At 54.2% G+C, this 19,709-nt stretch carries 18 protein-coding genes; 5 read left to right on the top strand and 13 right to left on the bottom strand.

All coding sequences use genetic code 11. The features are described from left to right. Window positions 1-4: 4 nt before the first annotated feature. From QZ280_RS03200 to iolD, 5 genes are read right to left on the bottom strand one after another with little or no spacing between them, the layout of a single operon-like run. Window positions 5-832: a class II fructose-bisphosphate aldolase gene (locus tag QZ280_RS03200; RefSeq protein ID WP_293441015.1), complete on the bottom strand. Its 828-nt coding sequence runs from the start codon at window positions 830-832 to the stop codon at window positions 5-7. After that, on the bottom strand, window positions 829-1,671 hold the full coding sequence (locus QZ280_RS03195; protein WP_293441012.1) for a 5-deoxy-glucuronate isomerase: 843 nt from the start codon (window positions 1,669-1,671) through the stop codon (window positions 829-831). Before QZ280_RS03195 ends, QZ280_RS03200 begins: the two co-directional genes overlap by 4 nt. 12 nt (window positions 1,672-1,683) lie before the next feature. Continuing rightward, window positions 1,684-2,667: a 5-dehydro-2-deoxygluconokinase gene (gene iolC, locus QZ280_RS03190; RefSeq protein ID WP_293441009.1), complete on the bottom strand. Its 984-nt coding sequence runs from the start codon at window positions 2,665-2,667 to the stop codon at window positions 1,684-1,686. Beyond that, on the bottom strand, window positions 2,664-3,500 hold the full coding sequence (locus tag QZ280_RS03185; RefSeq protein ID WP_293441006.1) for a phytanoyl-CoA dioxygenase family protein: 837 nt from the start codon (window positions 3,498-3,500) through the stop codon (window positions 2,664-2,666). The genes iolC and QZ280_RS03185 overlap by 4 nt, the downstream gene beginning before the upstream one ends. After that, entirely contained in the window at window positions 3,501-5,369 is a 1,869-nt protein-coding gene (gene iolD / locus QZ280_RS03180; protein WP_293441003.1) for a 3D-(3,5/4)-trihydroxycyclohexane-1,2-dione acylhydrolase (decyclizing), read from the bottom strand. Between the two features lie 119 nt (window positions 5,370-5,488). Here iolD and QZ280_RS03175 point away from each other — a divergent pair, with 119 nt between their 5' ends. Genes QZ280_RS03175 through QZ280_RS03165 form a run of 3 tightly spaced genes read left to right on the top strand, consistent with a single transcriptional unit; the run spans window position 5,489 to window position 8,656 of the window. Continuing rightward, entirely contained in the window at window positions 5,489-6,592 is a 1,104-nt protein-coding gene (locus tag QZ280_RS03175; RefSeq protein WP_293441000.1) for a Gfo/Idh/MocA family oxidoreductase, read from the top strand. A 12-nt stretch (window positions 6,593-6,604) separates the two neighbouring features. Next, a complete protein-coding gene (locus QZ280_RS03170) occupies window positions 6,605-7,501 on the top strand; it encodes a TIM barrel protein (protein WP_293440998.1) in 897 nt (298 codons plus the stop codon). Beyond that, on the top strand, window positions 7,502-8,656 hold the full coding sequence (locus QZ280_RS03165) for a Gfo/Idh/MocA family oxidoreductase (RefSeq protein ID WP_293440995.1): 1,155 nt from the start codon (window positions 7,502-7,504) through the stop codon (window positions 8,654-8,656). 35 nt (window positions 8,657-8,691) lie between these two features. Here the strand turns inward: QZ280_RS03165 and QZ280_RS03160 are convergent, their stop codons facing one another. From QZ280_RS03160 to QZ280_RS03140, 5 genes are all read right to left on the bottom strand, one after another. Beyond that, window positions 8,692-9,687 (bottom strand): LacI family DNA-binding transcriptional regulator, encoded by a 996-nt coding sequence (locus QZ280_RS03160; RefSeq protein WP_293440993.1) that lies wholly within the window; start codon window positions 9,685-9,687, stop codon window positions 8,692-8,694. Window positions 9,688-9,690: 3 nt separating this feature from the next. Continuing rightward, a complete protein-coding gene (locus tag QZ280_RS03155) occupies window positions 9,691-9,888 on the bottom strand; it encodes a hypothetical protein (protein WP_293440990.1) in 198 nt (65 codons plus the stop codon). Beyond that, window positions 9,885-10,664 (bottom strand): ATP-binding cassette domain-containing protein, encoded by a 780-nt coding sequence (locus QZ280_RS03150; RefSeq protein ID WP_293440988.1) that lies wholly within the window; start codon window positions 10,662-10,664, stop codon window positions 9,885-9,887. The genes QZ280_RS03155 and QZ280_RS03150 overlap by 4 nt, the downstream gene beginning before the upstream one ends. Before the next feature lie 11 nt (window positions 10,665-10,675). Further along, window positions 10,676-11,749, bottom strand: a complete 1,074-nt coding sequence (locus QZ280_RS03145) for an ABC transporter permease (RefSeq protein ID WP_293440987.1) — start codon at window positions 11,747-11,749, stop codon at window positions 10,676-10,678. A 90-nt stretch (window positions 11,750-11,839) separates the two neighbouring features. Continuing rightward, window positions 11,840-12,778, bottom strand: a complete 939-nt coding sequence (locus tag QZ280_RS03140) for a substrate-binding domain-containing protein (RefSeq protein ID WP_293440985.1) — start codon at window positions 12,776-12,778, stop codon at window positions 11,840-11,842. Window positions 12,779-13,120: 342 nt separating this feature from the next. On the opposite strand from QZ280_RS03140, the gene QZ280_RS03135 reads away from it, so the two are divergent. Beyond that, complete coding sequence (locus tag QZ280_RS03135) at window positions 13,121-14,776, top strand: sulfatase-like hydrolase/transferase (RefSeq protein ID WP_293440983.1); 1,656 nt, start codon at window positions 13,121-13,123, stop codon at window positions 14,774-14,776. Here QZ280_RS03135 and QZ280_RS16190 read toward each other — a convergent pair whose 3' ends face one another. Together QZ280_RS16190 and QZ280_RS03120 are read right to left on the bottom strand one after the other, a co-directional pair. Continuing rightward, window positions 14,777-16,831, bottom strand: a complete 2,055-nt coding sequence (locus QZ280_RS16190) for an aminotransferase class V-fold PLP-dependent enzyme (RefSeq protein ID WP_365734121.1) — start codon at window positions 16,829-16,831, stop codon at window positions 14,777-14,779. 15 nt (window positions 16,832-16,846) lie between these two features. Next, complete coding sequence (locus tag QZ280_RS03120; protein WP_293440980.1) at window positions 16,847-18,028, bottom strand: ABC transporter substrate-binding protein; 1,182 nt, start codon at window positions 18,026-18,028, stop codon at window positions 16,847-16,849. Between the two features lie 150 nt (window positions 18,029-18,178). On the opposite strand from QZ280_RS03120, the gene QZ280_RS03115 reads away from it, so the two are divergent. After that, entirely contained in the window at window positions 18,179-18,913 is a 735-nt protein-coding gene (locus QZ280_RS03115) for an SDR family oxidoreductase (RefSeq protein ID WP_293440979.1), read from the top strand. Here the strand turns inward: QZ280_RS03115 and QZ280_RS03110 are convergent. Then, the gene (locus tag QZ280_RS03110) at window positions 18,910-19,668 is read right to left on the bottom strand and encodes an N-acyl homoserine lactonase family protein (protein WP_293440977.1); all 759 of its coding nucleotides are present in this window, start codon (window positions 19,666-19,668) and stop codon (window positions 18,910-18,912) included. The two genes, QZ280_RS03115 and QZ280_RS03110, sit on opposite strands and share 4 nt — an antisense overlap. Window positions 19,669-19,709: the final 41 nt, after the last annotated feature.

Genomic DNA, 19,709 nt, shown 5'->3' with positions numbered 1-19,709 from the left:
ATCTTTACCCTTTCAAAGCTTGCAGCACTTGGCGAGTTGCCGCGACCATAGGATCATGGGTGTCTTTTAAAATTGAGACACGATCAAAGCGTGCAGGATCAGAATTCACCGCCTCGCGCATCGCCGTGCCGAAGGCCATGCGTAACTCTGTGCCGATGTTGTATTTGCATATATTGGTGGTTCTGGCGAGCTTCGCGCGTTGCTCCACAGGCACGCCTGACCCGCCATGAATAACCAGTGGCACATCCGTCAGCGTTTGGATCGCAGCTATGCGCGCCTCGTCCAGACCACCCTCTTTATTCTCTTGTAAGTGCACGTTCCCGACCGAAACCGCCATCGCATCCACACCAGTCTCACGCGCAAAGATCGCGGCTTCCTCGGGGTCAGTACCTGCCGATTGCTCGCCATTGGAATAACCAACAAAACCGATCTCACCTTCGCAAGAAAAACCCGCACCGTGCGCCATTTCCGCGATTTTCAATGTGTCAGCGATATTTTGCGCCATCGGCGTGCGTGAACCATCAAACATCAACGACGTAAAGCCACTATCCAACGCCTCTGAACACTCGTCATAGGTATAACCGTGATCTAAATGCGCCACGACAGGCACACTTGTACCTTCCGCCAGATGCCGGAACATTTTGCCCAAAACAGGAAGTGGCGTATGTGCGCGGCACCCTGGCCCTGCTTGCAAAATCACAGGGCAATTCTCGGCTTCCGCAGCCGCTACAAAGGCGCGCATGTCTTCCCATCCAAGCGTGACCAAACCGCCGATAGCATAGCCGCCTCTTAGGGCGGGTTGCAGGACATCTGCAAGCGTAGCGAGGGTCACTTAAACTTCGCAATCATGTCTTTGATGCCGGGAATAGTCTCGATCTGATAAGCATGCGTTGGCTGGAAATACTGCACGAGCGAACGTTGCGACAGGCCACCCAGAATCGTGAAGTAATACATCTCATATCCCGGCATGACCGCGCAGGCATGATAGCCATTATCGATCATAATCGTGGAGTTGTTCATCAATTGATACGCATCCCCCGGCACACCTTCCTCGCGTTGGAGAATTTGCACGCCTGAGCCATGGCTCGGCTTGAAGCGGAAGTTATAGGTCTCATCATGACGCGTTTCATGTGGCAGATTATCCGTGTCATGCTTATGCGCCGGAAATCCGGACCAGCCACCTTGACCGACCGTGAACAGTTCGGACACCAAAAGGCGACCAACTTTGTCGTGATATTTCGTGCCAAGGATGTGCTTGATTTTACGGTGCGTTTTCGTGTCGTCAGAACCGTATTGCACCAGGTCCAACTCGTCAGAGCGCACAGCAAATGCATCCAGAACTTTGTCGTAGCGTGCACCCGCGATGTAGATTTCAGCTGTATCAGATGTGCAGACAAATTCCGCCTTCGCGGCCATAGGGACATAGACGCCTTCTGGCTCACCGCCCCAAACATCCTCGACACGGCCCCCAAGATCACCCGCTTTGAAGCCTTCGATATTCACATCCACCGACCCTGTCGCAGGCACAATGCAGGTCTCGTATCCGGGGACGGAATACTCGAATGCTTCGCCCTTCTTGAGATTAACGATGTTGAAATAATTCAACGGAACCGTGGGATCATCCGCATCGACGATAGGTTTGTTCTGATTGTCAAATGGCGCGATATGCATGGGCGTGGTCCTTTAAGCAGCGGTTGGGCCGGAATGCTCGGCCAAGAATGTTTCTAAGGTTTGTGTGTCAGGCATCGCAGGCGCACAACCCGGTTTTGACACGGTGACAGAGGCGCAGGCAGAGCCGCGCAAGATTGCGGTTTCGAGGTCATATCCTCCCGCGATAGATGTCATAAGCCCCGCCATGAAACTATCCCCCGCCCCTGTGGGTTTAAGGGCCTCAACAGGGTAAATTCCGGTGCGGATTTCTGCACCATTGGCAAATGTGATCGCCCCTTCCGGTCCCATTTTGTAAACAACAATAGTGGCGCTGGTTTCGGAAAGCTCTTTCGCCTTGGCTAGACCCTTTTCGATGCCACCCGCCATAAAGCCGAACTCTTCGTCATTGCCCACAATCATATCGCACTCTGCCGCCGCACGGCTGAGCACGTCGGAGGCGACTTGTGGCGAAGGCCATGAGTAGGGACGATAATCCACGTCGAAAATGATTGGCAGGTCCGCCTGTTTCGCCAATGCAAATGCATGAAACGTTGCGGCACGAGAAGGTTCTGCCGCGAAGACCGTGCCGGCCGTGATAAGCGCGCCGTATTTGGAATAATCCACCGCTTCTACGTCCGTGATATCCATCTGGAAATCTGCGGCTCCATTGCGATAGATCACTGACTGATGATCCTCAATCCGGCTTTCATAGACGGCTAACGAATTGCGAAATTCGCCACCAATCGGCGTCACGTAATCTGCATTGACACCGTAATGTTTGAGCTGGTTCACACAATAGCGCCCAACGCTGTCATCAGACACCCGCGTCACCAAAGCAGCTTGTCCGCCAAGCTTGCAAATTCCGGCTGCGATATTGGCCGATGAACCACCAAGCCCTGCGCGAAAAACCTCGCCTTCCTCGGTCTTTGTGCCCGCAGGATCGGCAAAGAAATCCATCCCTGCACGGCCAACAATAACGAAGGTATTGGCCTTGATGCCGTTTATTAAGTCGCTCATTTGCGCCCCACTGCGTTGCCTGCTTTGACCTCATCAAAAAGCTCTGGGTAAGGGTAGTTCAAGCCCAACAACTGGCGCAGATCGGGCGAAGCGGCCTCAAGAAATTCTTGCGACAAAGCCCCCGGCATATCCTCCAACGGTTTCACCCATTTGGGCAGGTAATTGATCAAAACAGCGCTGCGATCCTGCTGGGATTTGTTGGGCATCGCGCAGTGCCACGCGACACCGTAGAACAGGGCCACATCCCCCGGCTCCCCCAACATGCGTTCGCAGATATCGAAGAACTTGTCGTCTTCATTGGGATAGCGCAGCTCCTTTTGCGAGCCCGGCGCATAGGCCGTCGCCCCCGTTTCTTCGGTGAACGGATCAAGCAAGATCGACACCTGAGCGTTCATCGGAAAAGAACCGTTCAAGCCAATTGGATGGCTTTCGGGCTTGTAAAAATCCCAATAGGGATAATCCACATGCGGCTCCTGCCCCAGCCCGCCGGGCAGGATGCGATTGGCCGCAATGGAGCCCATTATAAACTCGCTGCCCAAGAATTTGCGCAGGACGTCCATGATAACGGGATGTGCCGCCATATCAGAAAACACATCCCCCTTCGCAAGCAGGTTCCATACGCGGCGTTGCAGATTCAACTTGCCCTCTTCTTCGGCTTGGCCTTGGAAATGTGTGACTGTATCCGCCTGGGAAGAGTGCTCTAGAATAATCGCTCGGGCTTCCGCGATTTGTGCGTCGCTGAACAGACCTGAGATTAGCACAGCGCCTTTGCCATTGAGCAATTCATCGACAATGGTCGCCGGATCCGCGTTGCTCGCGTTAAACCTTTTCATTTAAACACCCTTCCTTTGACGCGCGCGCGCTTCTTCTTGCTCTACATGCGCAGCCTGCACTTTGGGATTGTCCGTCACATGCGGCGTGCCGACCTCCCACCATGTATGACCCTCCGTCGTCCAGCCCTTATAAGGATCCACTTTGGCGCAGATCACATAGGTTTTGTCACTGGCCTTGGCACGTTTGAACGCTTCCTCTAAACCAGATATTTCGACCGTTTCCGCCTCTGCGCCCATAGCGCGTGCGTGGGCTTCAAAATCGACGTTCACTTGGCGTGTGGCTGTGGGCGTGTCGGCGATGAGGTTATTGAAACTTTCATTGCCCGTGTTATTTTGCAACTTGTTGATGACCGCGAAACCACCGTTATCAAGCACGAGAATGATCAGCTTTTTATCCGTGAGAACAGAGGAGTAGATGTCCGAGTTCATCAGCAAATAAGACCCATCCCCCGTGAATACGATCGTGTCTTGGTCGGGATCGATCTGCGCTTGCGCAATGCGCGCGCCCCAACCGCCGGCGATTTCATAGCCCATGCAGGAAAAACCGAATTCGACATCCACGGTGCCAATATCAAGCGTTTTCCAGTTGGCTGTCACCTCTGCGGGCAAGCCGCCCGCCGCCGCAACAACGCGGTCGCGCGGATCACAGAGATCATTTACCACACCAATCGCTTGCGCATAGGAAGCTGGTCCATTGCCAACGCGCGTATTGTCGGCGACGTAATCGCTCCACTTCGCCCGCTCGCCTTGCGCGTATTTGGTCCATGATTTTGGCGCGCTGTACCCACTGGTCGCACTGCCGAGCTCAACGAGCGCGAGTTTCGCATCGCCCACAACAGTCATCGACATATGCTTCGCCGCATCGTGCCGCCCTACGTTCAACCCGATGATCTGCGCATCTTTCGCGAATGCGGTCCAAGACCCCGTGGTGAAGTCCTGCAAGCGCGTGCCGACGGCGAGGATGACGTCCGCCTCCTCCGCAATCGTATTCGCCGAATCCGATCCCGTTACGCCAAGCGGCCCAATGTTGAGCGTGTGATCATTCACCATATTCGCGCGTCCCGCGATGGTTTCGACCACGGGAATATCATGTGCTTCGGCGAAGGCGGTTAATTCTGCCACTGCACCAGAATATTGTACGCCGCCACCCGCAATGATCATCGGGCGTTTGGCTGACTTCAGCAGCTCTGCCGCATCAGTAATCTCTTCAGCATCCGCTGCTTGGCGACGAATGCGGTGCACTTTTTCATCGAAGAACGAAACCGGGTAGTCATATGTCCAGCCCTGTACATCTTGCGGCAAACCAATGAACGCAGGGCCGCAATCCGCAGGATCGAGCATTGTTGCCAATGCAGCGGGCAAGGACTGAATGATCTGCGCAGGATGCGTAATGCGATCCCAAAACCGCGAAACCGCTTTGAACGCATCATTCACACCAAAGGTCGGGTTTCCAAAGTGCTCAAGCTGTTGCAACACAGGATCGGGTAAACGCGTCAAGAACGTATCGCCGCAAAGCATCAACATCGGCAAACGGTTCGCATGTACCAAAGCCGCACTGGTGAGCAGGTTGGCAGTTCCCGGCCCAGCACTCGCCGTGCAAAACATGAAACGTCGGCGTAAATGCGCCTTCGCATAGCCAGCGGCCGCGAATCCCATGCCCTGTTCATTCTGTCCACGATAGAGCGGCAGCACATCTTTATGATCGTGAAGCGCTTCGCCAAGACAGGTCACGTTACCATGTCCGAAAATACCGAATCCACCGCCGCACGCACGGGTTTTCACACCGTCAATCTCTATAAATTGCGCAGCCAAATAGCGAATGATCGCCTGTGCCGTCGTCAATGTGATGGTCTCGTCCGCTCGCCCCATTGCACCCTCCAAGATGGCTAAGTGCCTGCCCTTTTCAACAATGCTATTGACCAGCAGACCTAATCAAGGATACCCATTTTGCAACCGGTTGCAATACGTTTTTGGGAAGGGATGTTACGATGACGCAAATCAGAATTGGAATCGTCGGTGGCGGCTATATGGGCAAGGCTCATGCAGCGGCCTACGCGAGCGTTGGTACTATCTTTGAAACCAAATTGCGCCCTGTCTTGGAGATGGTTTGCGCGACCTCTGATACGTCGGCAGAGCGTTACAAAACGAAGTTTGGCTTTAATCGTTGCACGTCTGATTGGCAGAGCTTGGTCAATGATCCAGACGTTGATGCGATTGTAATCGCCTCGCCCCAATCTACGCACCGCGCCATTGCGGAAGCAGCATTCGCGTTAGGCAAACCAGTGTTTTGCGAGAAACCTTTGGGCGAAACGCTTGAAGACAGTCGTGCCATGCTTGCCGCCGCCGAAGCGGCTGGTGCTATCAACATGGTTGGGTTCAATTACATTCGCACTCCTGCTTCTCAGTATGCGCGCAAACTAATTGATGAGGGGCACATCGGCGCCGTTACATACTTTCGCGCGGAAATGACCGAAGATTTCCTTGCTGATCCTGACGCCCCTGCCACATGGCGCACTAGCGGGATGGCCAACGGCTGTATGGGTGATTTGTCCCCGCATATCATCAATTGCGCACGTGCGTTTATGGGGCCGATCGCTTCGCTCAGTGCTGTGGTGCAAACCGTGCACAGCTCACGTGGCGGCGTTGAAGTGACCAACGACGACCAAGCGCAATTCATGCTTGAATTCGAGAATGGCGTCAGCGGTCACATTCACGCGAGCCGCATCGCGACGGGGCGCAAGATGGGGTATGCCTACGAGATCCATGGCTCCAAAGGGATGATCCGTTTCGACGGCGAAGATCAAAACGCGCTGCATCTTTATGTGCGCGAAGGCGACGATGCCCAGCAAGGGTTCCGCAAGATCCTCACAGGCCCTGACCACCCCGATTATTTACCCTTTTGCCAAGGCCCCGGGCATGGCACGGGCTACCAAGATCAAATCATCATCGAGGCAAAAGATTTTCTGACCGCGATTGAGACTAAGCAAAACATTTGGCCCACTTTCCGCGAAGGTATGGAAGTGAACCGCATCGTCAAAGCAGCCATCGATTCCAGCGAAAAACGCGCATGGGTCGATGTCGCCGATTACTAAGGAACTGAGAGAATGATTGAAATCGGAAATGCGCCTTGCTCTTGGGGCGTCGAATTTGCGGATGATCCGCGTAACCCAAGCTGGCGCAAAGTGCTGCAAGAGAACGCAGAAGCGGGCTACACAGGGATCGAACTTGGCCCCGTTGGCTTTATGCCCGAAGACCCTGCGATGCTCTCCGAAGCGCTCGAAGAGTTTAACCAAGAGCTCGTCGGCGGCGTTGTGTTCCGCCCGTTCCACGACCCTGATGCTTGGGACGATGTGATGGACGGCTCCGTGCGCACCTGCAAAGCGCTCAAAGCGCATGGTGCGGAGCATCTCGTGTTGATCGATTCCATCTCGCCGCGTCGCGCACCCACTGCGGGCCGCGCAGATGAGGCAGAGCAAATGGACAAGGCCGAATGGACCGCCTACCGCGAAAAGATCGCAACCATCGCGAAGATGGGCGCTGAAGAATATGGCCTCACAGTCGGCATCCATGCCCACGCAGCTGGCTTCATGGATTTTGAGCCTGAGTTGGAGCGCCTTCTAAACGAGGTTGATGAAAGCATCCTTAAAATCTGCTTCGACACGGGCCACCATTCCTACGCCGGCTTTGATCCGGTCGCCTTTATGCAAGAGAATATGGATCGCATCAGCTACATGCACTTCAAAGACATTGACCCCAAAGTAAAGGCTAACGTCGTTGCCAACCGCACAGACTTTTACACAGCTTGTGGCGATGGCATTTTCTGCAACTTGGGCGACGGCGACGTGGACTTCCCAGCTGTACGTCAGGTCCTGCTTGATAATGGCTTTGAGGGCTGGTGCACAGTCGAGCAAGACTGCGATCCATCGGGCGACACATCCCCCATCGATGACGCCAAACTAAACCGCACATATCTGCAATCCATCGGCTTTGAGGGCGCATAAATGACTAAACTAAAATGGGGCATGATCGGCGGCGGCGAAGGCAGCCAAATCGGTCCGGCACATCGCTTAGGCTCTGGCCTTGATGGCTTGTTTGAATTCAGCGCTGGCGCACTCGATCACCGCGCAGCCGAGGGGATCGACTATGGTCAACGCCTCGGCCTTGGCGATCGCGCTTATGGCTCTTGGCAGGATATGCTCGCGGGTGAAAGCGAACGGAAGGATCGTATTGATCTCGTGACTGTCGCCACGCCAAACTCTACACACTTCGAGATCACCAAAGCCTTCCTTGAAGCGGGTTTCCATGTGCTGTGTGAAAAACCCATGACGATGACCGTTGAAGAGGGCGAGGAAATCGTCGAAATCGCTAAGAAAACCGGTAAAATCTGTGCGGTAAACTACGGCTATTCCGGCTATTCCCTTGTACGTCACATGAAAGCGATGATCGCGCGCGGTGATATTGGCAAGGTGCGTTTGGTCAACGCTGAATTCGCCCATGGTCATCACGCCGATGCCACCGATGCGGACAATCCGCGCGTGCGTTGGCGCTATGATCCTGCGCAAGCAGGTGTTTCCGCGCAGTTCGCCGATTGCGGTATTCACGCGATGCATATGGCGAGTTTCGTCACGGGTCAGGAAGTCACGAAGCTCTCTGCCGATACGGTCGCCTGCATTGATGTACGCACGCTTGAAGACGACGCGATGGTGAACTTCCGCATGGATGGCGGTGCCGTTGGACGCCTTTGGACCTCTTCCATCGCGATTGGCCGCCAGCATGGTTTGGGCATTCAGGTCTTTGGCGAAACAGGTGGTCTGCGTTGGTCGCAAGAGCAGCCAAACCAGCTTTACTACATGCCACTGGGCGAGCGCTTGCAAATCATTGAGCGCGGTGAAGAAAACCTATCGCCAGAAGCAGACCGCACCACGCGTGTCACCATTGGTCACGCTGAAGGCATGCCGCTTGCTTTTGCCAACATCTACAAAGATTTGGCCGAAGCTATTTCAGCGCGCAAAGAAAGCCGCGTTATGGATCCAGCCGCGAATCTTTATCCGCGTGCAGAGGATGGCCTGCGCTCTATGGCTGCTGTCGTTGCAGTCGCAAAAAGCGGGCAACAGGACGGCGCGTGGCTCGATGCCCGTCCACCTATGTTTCAGTAAAACTTGTGAATAAAAATAAGGCGCGCTGGGGAAACCTAGCGCGCTTTCAACGTTCCTCGTTCGATCACAGAACACTCAAATAGATGCGCCTTCGGTGTGATGCTCTGATTTTCGACCAGCGCGGTCACTTGCTCAATCGAGGCGGCAATAATCGCGGAAAACGGGTTGTGGATTGTGGTGAGATTGATGTTCTCCCACTTCGCCATATCAATGTCGTTGAGCCCGATGATGCCCACGTCCTCTGGTACGCTCAGACCTGCCGTTTCCAACGCCGAGATCGCCCCGATCGAAAGCACATCATCACCACAGAAATAAGCTTCTGCAAGCGGCGCGGTCAGCAGTTCCAGCATCTCTGCCCTACCCGCCTCGAACGAATAGGCATCCGCGAAACTCACGCGCGCGCTCACGCCTTTATGCGACGCACATTCCAGCAAAAACCCCTTCTCACGATCAAGGGTCGAGGTCGCCTCCGCAGGGCCGCCAAGGAAGCCCATATCCGTGTAGCCATGCGCAATCAACGTCCGCGCAGCCATACGGCCCGCTTCGATATTGTCGATCCCAAGCACATCTACATCCGGCGTTTCCGTGTGGCGCCCGAACGAATGCACCACAGGAATTCCTGCATCGCGAAATGACTTGGCAAACGCAGGCGGCAAGGTCGAGGAGGCAACGATCACGCCATCCACAGAATACTGGCGCAACATTCGGATCGACGCCTCTGGATCCGTTTCATCGGTAAGGTTCACCAGCAACGGGCGCAGGTCCCGCTCGTGCAGACCGCGCGTGTACATATCAAAGACTTCGAGGAAAACAGGGTTGTGAAAGTTGTTCGAGATCAGCCCGATCATTTTCGTGCGCCCAGTAGTGAGTGACGACGCCAAGGCATTGGGACTATAGCCAAGCTGATCCGCGGCTTTCATCACCTTTTTACGGGTTTTCTCAGAAACGGACGCGCCCTTGGTGAAGGTGCGCGACACGGCAGAGCGAGACACCTCTGCAAGTTCGGCCACATCTTTGAGCGTTACGGCCATCGCTTAGCCGTCGCGCGCGGAGTAGTCGATCGTTGCAAAGCGCCAGCCGCAAATCGCCGCAAACCCAAGGAAGATAATCGCCCACATATAGGCCGCTTGGGAGAGTTCAAACAAACCCCACAGCGTCATCACCGCGACAACAGCGATGCGTATCCAGAGCGGTGCAAAGAACGGGTTTTCAAGATCGAGAAGTTTGCTCACGCGACGCCCTCATACTCCGCACCTGTCTTGGCACCAGTAATGTAGGACACCACGTCCTCACCTGTGTAGTCGCCATTTTTGATGTCGAGATTGGCGCAGATGCGGCCACGGCGGAACACGACGATGCGGTCTACAAGATCAAATACCTGGCGCATGTTGTGGCTGACCAAAATCAGCGGCTCCCCCGCCTCTTTCAGCGTGCGAATGATGTTTTCCACCTGCGCGGTTTCCTGCACACCTAGGGCAGCTGTCGGCTCATCCATTATGGTAAGTCTACTTGCGAATGTCGCAGTGCGCGCGATCGCAACACACTGACGTTGCCCGCCGGACATATTCTGGATGGTGTTGCGGATGTTGGGGATTTTTACACCCGTGCGCTCTAGACCCTCCATAGTGGCCTGCCGCATCGCTTTGTAGTCCAAGAAACGGAACGGGCCCAGCCAATCGAACTTGGTTTTCTCACGACCCAAGAACAGATTGTCCGGCACGTCCAGATCATCCGCCAGCGCAAGCGTTTGGAACACCGTTTCGATGCCAGCCTCACGCGCATCAAGCGGTCCGGCAAAGTTCACCTCATCGCCATAGAGCGAGACCTTGCCGCTGGTGCGTTGCTCAACACCTGTGATCTGTCGCACAAAGGTTGATTTGCCCGCGCCGTTGTCGCCCATGATGGCGACGTGTTCGCCCTTCCTCATTTCAAAGTTGGCATCAACCAGCGCGTGTACCCCGCCGTAGTGCTTGGACAGGTTTTCGGTCTTTAGAATGATATCGCTCATGGTAATGTCTCCTAAGCCCGATTTCGTTGTCGGTATTGATCGAACAGAATGGCTGCTATAATGATACTGCCCATGGCCATCAGTTGATAAGAACCGTCCAGCTTGACGTAGGTAAAGCCAGAACGAATGACGCCCAAAACCATTGCGCCCAGCACCGTGCCAATGATGGAACCGCGTCCACCTTGCAAACTAATGCCACCGATCACGGCCATGGCAATCGCGAACAGTTCGTAGAACTCGCCCATGCCCGCCTGCGCGGTTTCACTTTTGGCTGCAAGGACGACACCCGCAAAGGCCGCCAGCATCGAGGCGATCACGTAGACCGTCACCTTGTGGCGCTTTACGTTGATGCCAGACATCCGCGCGGCTTCCTCGTTGGAGCCGATTGCATAGGTATGTTTGCCATAGACAGTGTAGCGCATGATCACGTGGAAAACGACTGCTAGCGACAGGAACCAGACCACGGGCATCATGCCAGAGCCAATGAATTTGAAGCTTTCCGTTGGGAAGGAAATTGGGTTGCCACCAGACCACCACAGCGCGATGCCACGGCAGATCAGGAACATGCCCAATGTCGCAATAAATGGTGGGATGCGCATGTAGGCGATGAACGTGCCGTTAATGGCTCCGATGAATGCGCCAAAGGCCAAACCAACAACGACCGGAACAATGACCGGCAAATCCATGGCCCATGGCCCAAACAGCGCTTTCGGGTTCACAAAGCCGTTGACCAATTCAGTTTGTCCAAAGCTCATTGCGATCATGGCGGTGGCGGCGACAAGCGGGCCGGAACTTAGGTCAATACCAGCGGTGATAATCACTTGGGTCACGCCCAAAGCAATAATGCCGATAATGGCGACCTGAAGGATGATAATTTTAAGACGTGCCTCGTTGAAAATACTGTCAAAGCGGTCTCTAGTGTCGAACAAAAAGCTTTGATCATTCATGTAGGGCAACACTTGGCCCAGCACCTCGAAGATCGCGATAATAACGAACAGCGCGAAAAGGATGTTCAGCTCATTGGGCCAAGATCGTTTGGTTTTGTCGAACGCAAGTCCGCCAGTGCCGTGGCTGGTGTCTGTCATCGGTGCCATTCCCTATTCAGCGCCCAGTTTCCAGCGCTCTGTAAAAATTAGGGCGGCACAAATGCGCCGCCCCAGTTCGTTTAAATCGACTTAGTTCTTGTCGAGGAAGTCACCCATGTTCGCAGGTGTCACCAACTTGAACGGGATGTAGACTTTCTGGTCCACTTTTTCGCCAGCGATCAAACGCAGTGCCGCATCAATAGAGCCTGTGCCTTGACCAACAGAGTCTTGAAACACTGTGACATCATAATCACCCGCCGCCATGGACAGAAGCGCGTCTTGGGATGCGTCAACACCACCAACCTGAACATCAGCCATATCCATGCCCGCCGCTTTCATCGCTTGGATCGCGCCGATTGCCATTTCGTCGTTGTTGGCAAGAACGAAGTCGAACGGCTCACCAGAAGACATCCAGTTTGTCATCAAGTCTTGCGCTTCGTCGCGCGACCAATTCGCCGTTTGTTCGTCGATGATGGTCATGAAGTTACACATGTCCATGCCGATCACATCATGTACGTCCTTGGAACGCTGAACAGCCGCTTGGTTGGAAAGTTGACCGTTCATGATGTAACCGGTAGCACCACCAGCTTTACCAGCTGCACGCAAGTTTTTGCAGATTTCGAACGCGGACAATGTGCCGGACTCGATCTCGTTGGACGCCACAAACGCTTGTGTCGCTGGCAGCTGGTTGACGTTGTCAGGCTCACGATTGACGTAGACTAGTGGCGTGTCGCCCGCGGCTGCGGAAACAGCTGCACCTGCGGATGTGTCAACAATGTTCACGATGATCGCGTCAACGCCAGATGCGACGAAATTTTTCACTTGGTCGATCTGCTTCGCAAGATCGTCTGTCGCGTCTTCTTGCTGATACGTCAAACCGTCGATGGTTGCTGCGTGCTCGACCATGCCGTTGCGCAGAACTGTCAACCAGTTGTCGTCAAAACGTGAAAATGTTGCGCCGATTTCTTGTGACATCGCGGATGTTCCCATCATCGCGACGAGACCTGTCGTAATCAGAATTTTCTTCATTGTAGTCCTCCCAAAATGTGCCCGGCGCACGTTCATAAAACCGGGGCCTTTTTCGACAAAGGCGTATGTGTGCGCTATCTGTGCGCTTCAATCGAAGGCACGAAAACGTCTAAAACACATCCAAGCCGCGCAGGTATTATCACGCGAATGAATATGATTCGAGCTTCACTCTATCCCGATTCAGAATTTTTGCAACCGGTTGCAAATTTTAGTTGAATAGACCAATGCATGCCCTGGAGCGACCTGTTTCAGGCAATTTCGAACGTGCAGTGCATCAACGGTGCTTCAAATGTTGTTCGGTTTGACGTAGAGACGAATAAACCATCGAAGGCCATACGCGATATGAACATCCTTTTTATTATGTATGATCAACTTCGCTTTGATTATCTAAGCTGCGCGGGCCACCCGCATCTACACACGCCAAACTTTGACCGCGTTGCTGCAATGGGCGTGCGTTTCACCAACGCTTATGTGCAATCACCCGTCTGTGGTGGATCGCGCATGTGCTATTACACTGGGCGATATGCATCGAGCCACGGTGCACAGTGGAACGGCTTTCCTCTGCGCGTGGGTGAACACACGATAGGCGATCATTTGCGCCGCGCAGGCATGGACAGTTGGCTCATCGGCAAGACCCACATGAAGGCCGACGCAGAAGGTATGGCACGTCTTGGCCTGTCTGCAGACAGCGTGATCGGCGCGCGCCAAGCCGAATGCGGCTTTGACACATGGATCCGGGATGATGGGTTGTGGGGCCAGGGCCCTGACGGGTTCTACGACGAAAAACGCTCGCCCTATAATGAGTACCTCAAGGGCAAAGGCTATCCGTCCCAGAACCCATGGGCAGACTTCGCAAATGCAGGCATCGACGAGGACGGCGATCTGGCCTCCGGCTGGATGTTCAAGAATGCCGACAAGGCTGCCAACATTCGCGAGGACGATAGCGAAACGCCGTGGCTGACCACGAAAACCATTGAATTCATGAATGAAAAATCAGGCGACGGATTACCCCCTTGGATGGCCCACGTCAGCTTTATCAAGCCGCATTGGCCCTACATCGTCCCCGCGCCCTATCATAATATGTATGGCGCGAATCATGTCCCTGCCCCAACGCGGCACGCGGTTGAACAAGACAATCCGCAGCCTGTGTTTGGCGCATATATGCAGAACAAAATCGCAACTGCCTTCCAGCAGGAAGAGGTGCGCCAAAAGGTTATTCCTGCCTATATGGGTCTGATCAAACAGTGCGATGATCAACTTGGCCGCCTGCTAGACCACATGGAAGCGCAAGACACGTTGAAAGATACGATGATCGTTCTGACCTCTGATCATGGCGACTATCTTGGCGATCATTGGCTCGGGGAAAAGGATTTGTTCCACGAGCAATCCGTCAAGGTTCCCATGATCATTTATGATCCACGCTCTGAGGCAGATGCCACGCGCGGCACCGTGTGTGATGCATTGGTGGAATCGATTGATCTTGCCCCGACCTTTGTTGAATTCGCGGGCGGTAAGGTGGCCGATCACATTCTGGAAGGACGGTCTTTGACGCCTTGGCTGCACGGTGAAACGCCCGATTGGCGGACTTTTGCGATTAGCGAATATGATTACTCCGCCACACCGCAAGCCGTGAAACTGGGGTTAGAGCCTCGCGATGCTCGGCTGTTCATGGTTTTTGATGGCCGCTATAAATTGATGCACGCGGAGGGTGGTTTGCGCCCGATGTTGTTCGATCTGGAGACCGATCCAGAGGAATTTAACGACCTTGCCAAAGGCGACATGCATCAGGGCGAGATCGACCGGCTTTATGACTATCTGTTCACATGGGCGCGGCGCATGTCGCAGCGCGTAACCAAATCAGAAGATGACATCAAAGCGATGCGCGGTAATTCCTTGCGACGCGGTATTCTCCCGTTCATGACCGACGGCAGCGAAGTTCCCAAGGAACTTTCGCAATTCTATTGCGGTGAAGCGAAAGCGGACTTCACGAAAGACTGACTAACGTTTTGGCACCAATGCCATCGCGCGGATGGGTGAGCCTGTGCCATTGTCGATCTTCAAAGGGGCCGCAATCAAAATCGCGCCCTTGGGTGGAAGTTGATCGAGATTACAAAGGCTTGCGAGACCAAAGCAATTGTCGCGGTGCAGATAGTTATGCGCAGGATACGGCGGGCTAAATTTGCCAGCCATGCCAGCGTCCGTGCCAATGCACTGCGTGCCCCAACCAACGATGCCTTTGGAGAGTAAATAATCGATACACTCTGTCGTCGGTCCAGGACTGTGGCTGCCGTCCTCATGTGGATCAGGGTCTTCGTTCAAGAAAAGCACGGGAACATGGCTGCGCTTATCCCAATCCGTGCGCATGACGACCCATTCGCCAGGATTGATCTCGCCGTGCTTGACCTCCCACTTTTTGACGTGTTCCGCAGTGAGCAGAAAATCATTATCCACCTCAGATTGCGCCGAGCAATCGATCACATTCACAGGGGCCATAATGCGCTGCATATCCAACGTGTCTGTAAAGCCGTCCTTGTGGTCCTTGCCCGAAATCCAGTGATGTGGGGCATCAAAATGCGTGCCTGAATGCTCGCCCAATTTCATCCAATTCCACGCAAAAAACGGACCATCTGAATCGTACTCGCTGATCTTATGGATCTCTACCTGTGGCGTATTCACCGCGAAATCTTCAGGTAAATGGAGGATTGGTGTGTCAGGCCCAAGCTGCGCTGTGCAATCCACAATTCGAATATCACCGCTCAACAGCATCCCACCCAGCGCGCCAAGCACATCAGTTGCAGACATATCATTTTCTTTTTTGTGCGCGCCCTGCCCCGCAAATCGACGACGGCGGCGGGCCATCACTTCATCCGTCAGATCGAACACATCATTGATGGTTTCTTTCAACGTTACATTGCCCGGCGACAGCCGCAGTAATTGCCCTCTGAAATCAACCGATAGCCCCGCAACACCCAGCGCACCGACCACTGCCGCCGCTTCTGCTTTGTCTGGAAAGCGCAGCATAACAGATCCACCGCGGGCATCCACATCGCGCGGGGAATGCAGTGGCAGATCCAGTGCATCGGCGCGTTTGATAATTAAATCAACAAGTTCACGGTTCCATGATGCAAGCACCGCGTGATCCTGTCCCGCATGCCATTTCAGCGCAGGCAAAGACGATAGCGCGGCAACCGATCCGGGCGTACCGCTGTCAAAACGGCGAATATCGGGTGCGTATTCGAACTTGTCCAAGTCCCACGAGAACGGGTTGTTTTGCGAAAACCATCCCCGCGCTTCTGGTTCCAATTCACGCGCAAGTACTTTATCCACATAAAGAATTCCCGCTCCCGGTGTGCCGCACATCCATTTCAGAGATGTTGAAAGTACAAAGTCCACTTTCGGTTCCATCGCATCGAACGGGATCAAGCCCGCCGCTTGTGTGATATCAACACCAATCATGCTGCCCATGTCGCGCCCGTGCGCCACGAGCGGTTCCAGATCAACGCGCGCTGAGGCGGTCGATGTCACCCAAGTGAGCAAAGCCAACCCAACATCGCGGCCCCATTGCGCCATGAAATCCTCCGGCTCCACCCAAGACGCACCATCGCGTTTTGGCACCGTATCCAGCGTGAAGCCCATTTTCGGCGCAAGCCCCGCAAGCAAGAAATGCATCGAGGGGAAACAATCCTCTGCGACCAAAACCCGCTTGCCATGCAATTGCCCGTCAGGCAGCGCGCGCATGAGTTTGTGCATGCCATCCGTCACACTTTCGCAAGTCGTCATCGAGCCTTTAGGTACATTGATGATACGGCGCCAGTAATCAATGAAATCCTGTCGTTTCAAAAGAACATAGCCCCATTGCTTGTCGTCAGGAGCCGCCCAAATTTGCGCAAATTCTGCCGTTGCGGCGGCCAGCTCTTCTTCCTTACCGGGATACATCCCTATGGAATGATAGAGAAAATAACCTGCTTGTTTGGAATTACTCAGCATATCTTGTTGTCTCGCGAAATGGGTCTCAAACGAAAAAGGCCCCAGCACTGCCGGGGCCTGTCTCATAAAGTGTAGGCCTGTTTAGCGATACTTAACAGTCACAAACTCGCCGCCTTCGACTTTGAGGTGACGGTAGCTGCCTGCGCTCTCGCCATTGCCAATCATCTCGACTGCGGATGCGCCAACATAGTCAACGTCGCCGCCGTCTTTGATGATCTGCAGTGCCTTAGCCAACTCGCCAGGGAAGATCTGCTCGCCAGGTGCGTTCGCAACATCAAACACGTGATCCTTCAGATCGCCGCTTGCGGAAGAGCCCGCTTTTTGCATCGCGAGCATGATCAAAGCCGCCGCGTCATAGCTCTCTGGTGTGAAAGGGGATGTGCCGTCGAAACCAGCCGCTGTCGCCATTTCCGCATAGGTAGCAGCACCCGTGCTGTCCGTACCCGCAACCTGACCGAATGAGCCGTTCAACGCATCGCCGATTGTCAGGATGTTGTCACCGATCATGCCGCCCGGCAGAACGAAGCGATCCCAAGCACCTGTGTCGATGGAGCCTTCAATGATGCCACGACCGCCTTGATCAAGGTAGCCAGCAACAACCAAGATGTCGCCGCCCGCAGATGCGAGTGTGCCAACCTCGGAAGAGTAGTCAGCTTTGCCGTCTTCGTGGCTGATGTTGACTGTGATCTCACCGCCGGCCGCTTCGAATGCGGAAACGAACGCGTCTGCCAAGCCCTTACCGTAGTCGTTGTTTGTATACGTCAGAGCGACGGACTTGATGCCTTCTTCGATCAAGATGTCGGTCATGACCTGACCTTCACGCGCATCAGACGGTGCTGTGCGGAAGAACAGACCATCGTCCTCAGCCGTGGACAGCGCTGGGGATGTAGCAGATGGAGAAATCATCACGATACCGTTCGCGCGCGCCACGTTCTGTAGAATCGCACCTGTCACACCAGAGCAGTCCGCGCCGACGATCGCGTTCACTTTGTCCGCTGTCACCAAACGCTCTGCCGCCGCTGTTGCCGCTGCAGAATCGATGCATGTGCTGTCTGCGCGTACAGATGTCACTGTAGAGCCGTCCAAAAGCAGACCGGAGTCTGTCACTTCTTGCATCGCCAATTCTGCGCCCGCCGCCATTGGGCCAGTCAGTGATTCAATCGGGCCTGTAAAGCCGTAGATCACGCCAAGCTTAATGTCTTCCGCGAAAGCTGCCGAGCACATTAGTGCGGATACGGCTGTTGCCGTCATTAGATTTTTCATGATGTTTTCTCCCAAGGAAATAATTGATAAGGGCACCATGCATGGACATGTCGCTGTTCGCAAGCAATCTCACATCAAACACAGCACGCGATTGCAAAACACACTGTTGCAGCGCATGTTTGGAGCGCCGAGACAGAAAGGGCCTGGTTGATGAGCACAAGAGTAGCAATCGTGACTGGTGCCGCAGGCGGCATGGGAAAAGCCTTTGTTCGCAAACTGATAGCGGATGGATGCCGCGTTGCAGGATTTGATATATCGCAGGATGGATTGGACGATTTGAGTGCTGAACTCGGGTCAAATTTCTTAGGTATCCGCGTTGATCTGACCGATCCTGATGCCGTTACGGCAAGCTTTACAGCGGTTGTCACGGCCTTTGGCGGGCTTGATATTTTGGTGAATAATGCGGGCACCTGTTTCATGTCAGAGTTCCCGAACATCCCCGCGGATGAGTTCAAACAGCAGATGGCGCTTAACTTTGAGACTGCCTTTCATTGCTGCCAAAACGCGGTGCCTTTGATGCTAAAGCGCGATGGCGTGAAGAAGATCATCAACATTTCATCCAATGGCGCGTATAATTTCGATGTCTTCGATCCACCGCCATATCGTGCGAGCAAGGCCGCGCTTGATACGCTGACCAAAGACCTTGCACGGCGCTATGCCACCGATAAGATTTGCGTCAATTCAATTGCCCCCGCGATGACGGAAACGCCTTTGTTTGGGGTGCTTTCAGACGATGTGCTCGCCAAAGCCATAGCGCAAATGCCCCATGGTCATGCGATGCAGCCGGAACAAATCGCGGGCTGGGTTGGCTTCCTTGTGGGGCCGATGGGGGAAGTCTCCAGCGGCAATGTGTTCATCCTGAATCAAGGGCGCGATGTGCGTTAAGTAAAGTGATCCGGTGTCTTGCGCAGTGTTGGCCACTGCGCAGGGCAATGCCCGTAAATGATTTCTGCGTCCTTCTTTTTTGCAAATTTAATCAGACGGTTACCACTTTCAATCGCTAAACCCTCATCCCAAGAGCCTTCGAATTTTTCATCAACTTCCGCGGGCCGTGAAATAGCATCACTGACAAGCAACATCGGCCCGCTATTTGGTAAATCAACCAGAATCGCCAATTGGCCAGGTGCGTGGCCTGGTACCAACAGCACCCGCAAATTCGGTCCCAAACCAATATCTCCCTCGAGCAACAAATACTCCCGATCCGGCCAATCCATGGGCTTGACGTCACCCCAATAGAGGGGCTTCGCAAGGTTCCGCTCTGCTTTGGCGATCAAAATCGGAACATTCGGGAAATCACAGAGACCACCGACGTGATCGATATGCGTGTGGGTCATAATCAACAGATCAATGTCACCCATCACAACACCCGCCTTCGCCAATTGCGCCTTTGGCAGGTTGTCATGGGTCAGCTCCAGAACCTTACCAAACTCGCCAAGCTTGTCCTCGAGCGATGCCGCCTCAACATCCTCTGCATATTTTTGTGGGAACCCTGTGTCGACCAAGATCCGCTCTCCGCGATCGGTCACCATCAGGAATCCACAGATCCCGATCACGCGTCCGTTCGCGTGGACTTTGAACAACCCGTAATCAAGTACATGCAGTTGCTGCACTTGCCCCTTGATGAAACCTGTCGGACTCACGATGCTCTCTCCCAATGATGTCACTCAGGAAAGTCAGGCCA

The sequence above is a fragment of the Planktotalea sp. genome, assembly GCF_018607995.1.
Classification (GTDB): domain Bacteria; phylum Pseudomonadota; class Alphaproteobacteria; order Rhodobacterales; family Rhodobacteraceae; genus Planktotalea.
This window is presented reverse-complemented; position numbering and strand designations above follow the sequence as displayed.